General features: G+C 39.7%; 1 protein-coding gene and 1 pseudogene. Both read right to left on the reverse strand.

The genetic code is table 11. The annotated features are described in order from the left end of the window. A partial coding sequence (locus IQ270_RS29415; RefSeq protein ID WP_193976644.1) for a CHAT domain-containing protein occupies positions 1–2,101 on the reverse strand: 2,101 nt, incomplete at its 3' end. A gap of 57 nt (positions 2,102–2,158) precedes the next feature. Then, a pseudogene (locus IQ270_RS29420) lies at positions 2,159–3,031 on the reverse strand (hypothetical protein); the annotation flags it as partial.

A 3,031-nucleotide genomic window follows, 5' to 3' on the forward strand; every position in this document is an offset into this window, starting at 1 on the left:
AATTGTCCTGATATTTATTAGCTAGAAATGCCAGCCACTTCTGAGTTTTTTTAGCGGATGGTGCTGTTTGTTGCGAATAGGATACATTTTTAATTTTCTGTTTTAGCATTTGCTGAATATAGACATCCAACAGACTTTTTTCTAGTTCCTGAGTTGATTTGAACGTTACTTCATCTTCAAGTAACATTTCCTGGCCGACTAAAGCCATAAGATTTAGCATCAGTGGAGACTCTAACAATTTCAAGAAAGCGTCATAGTTTTTAATTTTTTGCCATATTATGAGGCAGTTGACATCGGCGAAATATTTTTCAACTTCTGTATTTGCTACTGGTTGCAAATAGATTGCCGCGTTCAGTTTGAGCTTGGTGTTAATAAATTCGTATCCTTTCTTTCGACTGCCTACAACTAAACCAGGAGGGCGATATGCACTTTCTAGAAATTGATTAATCGTGTCTACACAGCTTTCTTGTCGGAGTGTTTCTAGTTCATCTAAACCGTCAAGAAGTGGCAAGATGCGGTGATTTTCTAATAATTCTTGAGCAATATTTAGGCTGACATCATATTTAGAGACAAGTTCAGCACTCAGCCACTGGAGTAGAGGTTGCTTTTCATCTTTCCAGGATGAAAGGTTTAACAAAACAGGAATTGCCCTATTTATGTCGTCTTCCGCCTGGGTAATTAGCTGCTTTGCTAGTTCTAACAAAGTGATTGTTTTACCGTTTCCTGGATCGCCTATAATTAATAATTTGCTATCGATATTACTCTGCTGAAAAACATCGAGTAATTTTGTTTCTGGACTTAAGAGTTGATTTGGCAAATGATTGAGTCTGACCTCTACACCCCAAGGTGTTTCTACTTGTTTGGGCTGAAGTTCTTTTGGTTGTTGAATAACTACGTGATTGTGCAGTGACTGTACCCAGCGACTCTCTACTTCATTCTTTACCTTTGCTAGTAAGCGATTTCGATTCTCTGACTCTTGAGAATCGCGGTTTCTAGTCCAGATTGTCGATCGAGTTTTTGTACTTGAAGCCCCACGCAACTTTTCCCAAGTTGGCATTAACTGACTCGGATTTTGGCAAATGACCGGCAACCAAGAAATACTAGGCGGATGTGCATCTAAATATTGCAACTTTTGCCGTGCTTCATTGACTGATAGATAAAGCGATTTACCGCTGGCAAAAGCATTCAGAAAATACTTTAAAAATGCTTGAGCTACCTTGTCGGGAACTGGCTCTCGCATAACGATAATTTGAGGAATTTGCAAATGTGCGAGTTCTTGTGCTAAACCCAATCCATCACAGGAGTTAAAAATAGCTAATTTGAGACCTTTGTTAATTGCTTTTTCAAGGGGTTCTCTTAGCTCGTTTATTGTTAAGCTATCAGTTTTGTTGATATATATCCGGCCGCTTTTACCTTCAGTTTGACTGTGACCGGCGAAGAATAAAATATCCCAGGAATATTTTAAAAGATGGTGATTGATTTGTTTCCGACTTGGTTGAGGTAAAACCACGGTTTCGACACCGGGTAATTGCTCTAATAATTCTCGGTCTTTTTCGGTGTTAATCCCCTTGCTGTTACCTAAAATGGCTAAAATTCTGACTTTATTTCGCGATTTTTTAGCTGGGGATACTTGACCGTAGTTTGGTGCGCTTAGAGCAATTTCTGCCAAGGGGTAGTCTTTGAATAAATCCCAAAGATGCCAGGGAAGTTGCTGTAGTTGAAGGGTTGGTGCTTGAATAATAAACCGTACTTCGTCATCGGGTTTCAGACTGAGCACCAATTCCTCTCGAATCAGACTGAATTCCTGCGAGTTCAGCCATTGATTCATGGTTATAGTTAAATTTTCTGCTTGTGCGTTAATTTCACCAGTAGAGAATTGAGACTTTTGTGCTTTTGGTTTGTCTAATCTGGGCGTGCCTACTATATGAGTATGATATGCTGACTGCCAACTTCTATAATAATTGGGAATTTTTGGGTTTGGCGGAAGATATCCATTGATAGGCGTAGACAGGCGTTCGCCCTCTAATCCAATTTGTAACTTGACAGGAAAACCTTGCTGAAAGTCTTCTTGTTCTAGAGTCAAAATAACTAATTTACCCATTGTTTGCTCTCTTACCTTGCATTAGATAACAAAAATTTTTACGATACTGGCATCCCGTTAATTCAGTTCATTTATCCAAGTTTGGATAACACCCAGGAGGTTAGGTTGCTGTGGGGGAAAACCGCGCAAAGGTGCATTGAGGGGTGTGTCGGTTATCCAGAGGATGTGCAAACCTATGTTAGCATCGGCGATTTGGCGGCAGCAGTTGATGAGTGTTGCATGAGGGGTACATTCATGCAGAATTAGGGCTAGGTGGCGTTTTTGCAGTTGGCGTTTTGCTGTGAGGATGTGGCGTTTGAGTTGGGCGAAGTTGTTGGCGCTGGGGATATCTGCATCGGGGAGTGCGAGGGAGTAAATTAGGGTGCAGATTTCTTGGCAAATAGCGTTTATATCTGTTTCGTCTGTTAGGGATTGAATGTTGATAGGTAGGGGGTAAGTTTGGGTAGTGGGTTGGAGTTGGGTGAGGATATCATTAATTTGGTTTTCGAGGGATTGAGTTAAAAGAGTGTTGCCAACTGGGATGTTATCGGGTGCTTCTGGATGGGTAGTAGGTTGATTGTACCACGCTTCATAAAAGTCTAAATAGGGCATATTTTCGGCATATTCCCAAAGAATTTCACAGCAAGCAGAGTACCCCCAATTATTATAAATCTCCTTTGACAAATATTCTTTTAAAATAGTAATAACTCTCTGCATCCCAAATTTTGTCGTGGGGCTAAAAATATAACCAGGTTTCAAACTCCTAACGGTATCTTGATAGTTAAATTTATTCAATTCATCCGGCTGATAATTGAATATAAAATCAATTGAAGCAGTCAATGCAATAGAATTATTTGGATCTATTATGCTTAAATATTTTGCTGCTTCTTGACGAATTTTGGTGTTTTGGGAATTCTGAATTAACTCAGTTAAAGTAGTGATAGAAGTAGG

Origin of the sequence: Microcoleus sp. LEGE 07076, assembly GCF_015207455.1 — a bacterium.
GTDB lineage: Bacteria > Cyanobacteriota > Cyanobacteriia > Cyanobacteriales > Microcoleaceae > Microcoleus.